The 6,103-nt window shown below is 56.5% G+C and carries 7 protein-coding genes; 3 read left to right on the forward strand and 4 right to left on the reverse strand.

Going from position 1 to position 6,103, the window contains the following annotated elements:
• The 3 genes from AC6RA8_RS20365 to AC6RA8_RS20375 all read left to right on the forward strand — a co-directional run.
• Positions 1-221, forward strand: a 221-nt coding sequence (locus AC6RA8_RS20365) for a hypothetical protein (protein WP_500355361.1), incomplete at its 5' end; no start/stop codon positions are given.
• A gap of 47 nt (positions 222-268) precedes the next feature.
• Positions 269-472, forward strand: a complete 204-nt coding sequence (locus AC6RA8_RS20370) for a DUF2188 domain-containing protein (protein ID WP_500355373.1) — start codon at positions 269-271, stop codon at positions 470-472.
• Between the two features lie 3 nt (positions 473-475).
• On the forward strand, positions 476-1,117 hold the full coding sequence (locus AC6RA8_RS20375; protein WP_500355363.1) for a hypothetical protein: 642 nt from the start codon (positions 476-478) through the stop codon (positions 1,115-1,117).
• 12 nt (positions 1,118-1,129) lie between these two features.
• Here the strand turns inward: AC6RA8_RS20375 and AC6RA8_RS20380 are convergent, their stop codons facing one another.
• The 4 genes from AC6RA8_RS20380 to AC6RA8_RS20395 form a co-directional block, all read right to left on the reverse strand.
• Entirely contained in the window at positions 1,130-3,100 is a 1,971-nt protein-coding gene (locus tag AC6RA8_RS20380) for a DNA gyrase/topoisomerase IV subunit B (RefSeq protein ID WP_500355364.1), read from the reverse strand.
• A 126-nt stretch (positions 3,101-3,226) separates the two neighbouring features.
• The gene (locus tag AC6RA8_RS20385) at positions 3,227-3,910 is read right to left on the reverse strand and encodes a VPLPA-CTERM sorting domain-containing protein (protein WP_500355366.1); all 684 of its coding nucleotides are present in this window, start codon (positions 3,908-3,910) and stop codon (positions 3,227-3,229) included.
• Positions 3,911-4,427: 517 nt separating this feature from the next.
• A complete protein-coding gene (locus AC6RA8_RS20390; RefSeq protein WP_500355368.1) occupies positions 4,428-5,087 on the reverse strand; it encodes an alpha/beta hydrolase family protein in 660 nt (219 codons plus the stop codon).
• A 63-nt stretch (positions 5,088-5,150) separates the two neighbouring features.
• A complete protein-coding gene (locus AC6RA8_RS20395; protein WP_500355371.1) occupies positions 5,151-6,014 on the reverse strand; it encodes an alpha/beta fold hydrolase in 864 nt (287 codons plus the stop codon).
• Positions 6,015-6,103: the final 89 nt, after the last annotated feature.

Raw genomic sequence — 6,103 nt, forward strand, 5'->3', positions numbered from 1 at the left:
TCAAGCCGCAGGCGCCGCCCCATCGCCGGGCCGCCCCCCGGCACGGCGATATGGTCGATTTATGCGCGTCGTTCAGATCGAAGATGTACGTGGCTGCGATAAAGCTCTGCTGCGGAGAGGTCGTATCGCCGCACCGCGGCCCGTCGATGGGGCGCTTGCAAGCGTTTCAATGTATTCAGCAAGCGTTCAAGAATTGCAGCATCAATGCTGACAGGTTATGATACCAAGTACGTAAAAGGAGTGGTTCGTGGCGCAGAAAGGTGTTCATGTGACGCCCAGAAATGGCAAATGGGCAGTCCGTTCGGCGGGTTCCCTTCGTGCATCTAGAGTGGTTTCAACACAAAAAGAAGCTGTCGAAATTGCTAAGGAAAAAGCAAAGCGGGATGGCGGTGAACTCTATATCCATGGGCGCGATGGTCGAATTCGCGAGCGGAACACATATGGGAAAGATCCTTACCCACCAAAGGGCTAGTGCTTGAATCAATACAACCAATCTGTTTTTGTGAACTGCCCATTTGATGAAGATTTCGCTCCTATTCTGGAGGCAATCTTGTTCTGCGTCGTGAGAGCTGAGCTAACACCGAGGCTGGCTTCGGAAAGTCTCGATGCAGGTCAAAATCGGCTCGAGAAGATCATCCTTTTGATTGAGACATGCCGGTATTCGATACACGATCTCAGCCGCGCAGTCTCAGTAACAGCTGGTGAAGCGTTTCGGATGAATATGCCCTTCGAACTCGGACTGGACATGGGAAGATTCAAAGCGCCTGACCCGGAAACTTCTGACAAGAGGTTCATTATTTTTGAGCGAAATCCATATGAACTCAAAAGGTGCTTATCAGACCTTTCGGGTGTAGATGTCGCATTCCACAGGAACGATTTTCGGAGAGCTATCAAGTGTTTAAGAGATTTCCTGAGAGTTGAGGTTGGCGCGGTACTTCCTGGAGCTACTGCTCTAGAAAACGAATATTACGACTTTTTAGGGTGGATGACTGAAAAGAAAATGTATGAAGGGCATACAGAAGGTGAAGCGAAAGAGCTTCCAACACAAGAGCGATTGGAAGAGATGATGTTATGGAACCAAGCGAAGCGACCGGTAGATTTCTCTCCTACCGAATGATCGGATATTGCCTCAAACATCCAACTCCTCCACAAACCGCGCATTCTCCTGAATATACTGAAACCGCATCTCCGGCTTCTTGCCCATCAGGCGCTCCACAAGGTCCCCAGTTTCACCCGGTTCGTCCTCGTCAATTGAGACGCGGATCAGCTTACGCGTCGCGGGGTTCATTGTGGTGTCTTTCAGGTCCTTCGCATCCATCTCGCCCAGACCCTTGAAGCGGGACACGTCGATTTTGCCCTTGCCGCCCAGACCGCTCTCCATCAGCGCGTTCTTCTCGACCTCGTCCAGGCAATAGACGCGGCGAGCCCCCTGCGTCAGCCGGAACAGGGGCGGGCAAGCCAGATAGAGATGCCCTGCATCAATCATCGGCCGCATCTGGGTGTAAAAGAATGTCATCAACAGTGCCGCGATATGCGCGCCATCCACATCCGCGTCGGTCATGATGATGACCTTGTCGTACCGCAGATCATCAATGTTGAACTTGGCGCCGAGACCCACACCAAGCGCCTGCGTCAGGTCCGAAATTTCGGCATTCGACCCCAGCTTGGACGACGCTGCGCCCAATACGTTCAGGATCTTCCCGCGCAGGGGCAAAAGCGCTTGGGTCTTGCGATCCCGGGCCATTTTGGCTGACCCGCCCGCGCTGTCGCCCTCGACAATGAATAACTCCGTGCCATCGCGTGTTGATGAAGAGCAGTCCACCAATTTGCCGGGAAGTCGAAGTTTCTTAGTGGCGGACTTGCGTTGTGTTTCTTTCTCGGCCCTTCTGCGCAGCCGTTCTTCGGCACGTAGAACCAGGAAATCCAGGATGGCCCCGGCAGATTTGGTGTCGGCGGCCAGCCAGTTGTCAAAGTGATCGCGGACCGAGTTTTCGACCATCCGCTGTGCCTCGACCGTGGCGAGGCGATCCTTCGTCTGGCCCACAAACTCAGGTTCACGGATAAAGCACGACACCAGCGCGCCAGCCCCTGCGATCAGGTCCTCGCGCGTGATGGTGCCCGCCTTCTTGTTGTTCACCAACTCGCCATAGGCCTTGATCCCCTTCAGGATCGCCGCCCAGAACCCGGCCTCGTGCGTGCCACCCTCGGGTGTAGGCACGGTGTTACAGTAGGATTGGATGAACCCGTCGCGGCTGGGCGTCCAGTTGATCGCCCATTCCACCTTGCCCGGCACCTTGAACTTCTCGAAGGACACGGAGCCAGCAAACGGCGCCTCCGAATAAGTGGTCGCACCGCCCAACGCTTCGGTAAGGTAGTCAGAAAGACCGCCCGGAAAATGGAATGTCGCCTCTTGTGGCGTGTCCCCGTCTGCAATGGCCGATTTCCAGCGGATTTCAACGCCCGAGAACAGGTATGCCTTGGACCGCGCCATCTTGAACAGGCGGGCGGGCTTCAATTTCAGCGACCCGAAGATTTCTGCATCCGGATGGAACGTGACTGAGGTGCCACGTCGGTTGGGCGCTGCGCCGACCTTGGCCAACGGCGCTTGGGGCACACCGCGCGAAAACTCCATCGCGTACAGCTCGCGATTGCGTGCCACTTCCACCCGCAAATGGTCGGACAGGGCGTTCACAACGGATGACCCAACGCCGTGCAGGCCGCCGGAAGTCTCGTAACTGTCGCCCGAGAATTTGCCGCCCGCGTTCAGCGTGCAAAAGATGATTTCCAGCGCGCTTTTGGACGGGTCCTTGGGATGCGGATCGGTCGGGATGCCACGCCCGTTGTCCCGCACGGACACATGGCCGTTCTCATGCAGTTCCACCTCGATCCATGTGGCATGTCCCGCGACGGCCTCGTCCATCGAGTTATCGATGATCTCAGCCACCATGTGATGCAGCGCGCGATCATCCTTGCCCCCGATATACATCCCCGGGCGCAGGCGCACGTGCTCCATATCCTCGAGCACCTGAATGGAGGAGGCATCGTAGTTGGATGGTGTGTTTTTTTTCGGGGGCTCGTCTGGCACCAGAAGATCTGTCATGGCAGCTGCTCTTTGTTGATTGGCAGTGACTATGACAGACAGGATTTGCGAGGGAAAGCTTTGGTGCCCAGAAAACAAAAAGCGGGCCAAATGAATGGCCCGCCTTCGTTTACGAGGTATACCTTGTCAGGCGGCTTTTTTGCGCCGACGCATGGCGACAAGGCCACCCATACCAGCCAGTAACATCCAACCGGCTGCAGGCAGGGGAACCGGGTCGGGGTCGCCTCCGCTGGGCGGGACCAACGAAGCAGTGAATAAGAAATCATTCGCGCCCGGATCGCTTTGAACCCAACCGCGGCCGGATATGCCGTCGCGGTCTGCCAAACGGTGGCCGTCATCGTCGAAACGGAAGTAGTAGCTGCCGTTCGATGCTGTACCCAAGGCAAGAACAGATTGCGGATCAGACGCTGTCGGCGCACCAACGAGGGACAAAGTACCCGAGGACTGATCGGTCTCCTGTACAAAGAAGCCATCACCAAGATCGCGAACACCTTCTAGAGTATACCGCAACGTATACTCGGCACCTGTGCTGCCCACACCAGTGCTGCGGAACACTGAACCACTCAGTATAGCGGTCGCCTCACTCACGTCATATTCAAGGATGGCGTTGGAGCCATTGCCAAAGGTGAAAAAGAAATCAGGGTCTTCACGATCCAGACGGATACCGTAGTCAAAGCTACCGCTGCGTCCGCCATCGGGATGGTCCGCCAAAGAATATGTAAAGTCTGCCGAGAACGTGGCAGCTTGCGCCATGGTACCGACAGCAACGGTCGCCAACGTCAGCGCGGCTTTTTGTAAGAAATGTGTCATGTAAAGACCTCGTAAACAGAAACTGCTGATTAGCTTTAACGAAATCTAAAAGATTTGTGGAATGCATTTTGGCATCAATGTGTTTTTTTTAACGCATTTTTGTGAAACTCCCCGTTCTTTCAGTGTTTTAGATCTGTAGCGTCGCTGCGCCTATCTGGGTTGTCTTATGTGCGTGGATTGGAAACACTTCACGTCGTACGGGTAGATTGTAAAATTGTTCTACCTTGGGTGGGAAGCGCCCCGTCCTTTCCGGAGCGCAGAGACGAATCACTATAATCGGCTTTGCGGCAGGCGTTTCGCGCGACACAGATAAGGGTGCCTGCGCCAGTTGATTGGCGAAAAATCGCCGTCGAAGTGGCTTCCAAGAAGACGTGTCAGAACATGCGCCACACCGACCGTGGCGAACCCGAAACGTGTTGGTTGTTGAACGCCGGACATGCTCGTATGCTTCATGCCTTGACCAAACCAAAACATGCCGCTTCAGAAAGCTTGACGTAGCCGCAGGACGATCGGTGACCTACGCTGGCCAATGTGTCCTCAGCTTACCCGACGTCTGCTGTTCGTCGATTACGCGGCGGTAATGCTTCATGCTGTGATCCGGGCCAAAGACCGACCGGCGCGCGCGGGCCTGATGCACACGACCCATGTGGTGAAACGATCCCGGCAGATCGCAGACGCTGTCATCGTCGCGGTTGATGCACAAGCACAGGTTCGAATGCTTGATGGCACCGCGGTTGCGGCGCGTGCGCGGGGCGGCAAACGCGATGCCCGGTACACCATAAGTGCGCACAAGGATTTGTGTCGCAGCGGCTCCCAACGAATGACCAATGACGTATTTCGGGCGGTGGTTCTTCCGCTCCAGCCAGTCAAAGATCACTTTGGCGTGGGCCAGAAACCCCTGATGCCAAACCGTACCGGACGCACCTTTTTCGGTATCGTCATCCGCCAGCCGGTAGCGTTTGCCTCCGATGTTCAGAACCCGCAAATTGTACTTGAGGTAGTCCATCACCGAATTTGACCCCGGGATCAGCAGAATATCACCCTTGAGGAAGAGTGCCTGAACGTCGTTTTCGTCCAGGCCGTCCCGCCACGCGTTTGCCAATGAGGCGTTGCTTCTGCCTTTGTAAGAAGCTTCGGCCATCTGTGCGGCCAGCTTGATATCGTATCTATGGCTCATGAAAATGTCTCCGTACTTTGAAATGCGACAACTATGCCGCGATCAAAGCCACTTGGGAAGACATCAGCCAAGCCAGTTGTTTACGATCTCCACAACGGCGTCGGGTTGTTGGTGCAGCAGCCAGTGGTCGGCATCCGACACATGCTTGCGGGTCAGTGACGGCGCAAACTGCTCAAGACCTTCCGTCGATATCGGCAACAGCGCCGTGTCGCCGTCGGCCCAGATCAGCAGATGGGGACAGGTGACGCGCAGCCTATCCAGGGGCAGGTCGGGCATGTCCACAGGTGCGCCGGGGTCGGCCACGATCAGGGGCGAGGCGCGATACCAGTTGATCATGCCGCGCAGCCCGGATTGCCGCCACACGGCCTTGTAGGCCTCCAGCCGCTCACCCGCCAGCCAACTCATGTCCATCTTGGCCGAAAACAGCTTGAGAAGTTTGCCGAAATCGTCGACCGCCAGCGTATCCTCGGACCCCGCGCTGCGCAGGAAATTGATGTATTGCGACGCCTCTGACTGGGCTCCACCTGCCGCCATCGCTCGCTGAAAGGGCACCGGATGTACGCCGTTGGCAATGATCAGGTGCGACACCAGCTCGGGTCGGAACATGGCCAGGCCATAAGCAACGGATGCGCCCCAGTCATGGCCCATCACGATGACCGAGCCACGGTCGGCGATCAGGTGCGCCATGTCGCCGACGAGCTTCGATGTCGCATATTCCCCGACATCGTCCGGGGCGTAGCTGGCACCATACCCGCGCTGATCGGGGGCAACGCAGTAATAACGGTCGGACAGGCGTGTAGCGATTTCGTCCCACGCGCCGCCATACTCGGGAAACCCGTGCAGCATCAAAATCATCGGATGCGCAGGGTCGCCCCATGTCCGCACCGTGAATTTGTGCCCGCCAAGGTCGCGTGTGGTGACGTTCATCACTGACCTTTTGGCAATGTCTCGAACCGCAACCCCTTGGCCGTGCGCGGCGCAAACCCTTGCCAATAGGTGTGATCCTCGGTCGGGTT

Source organism: Tateyamaria sp. (genome assembly GCF_059783535.1).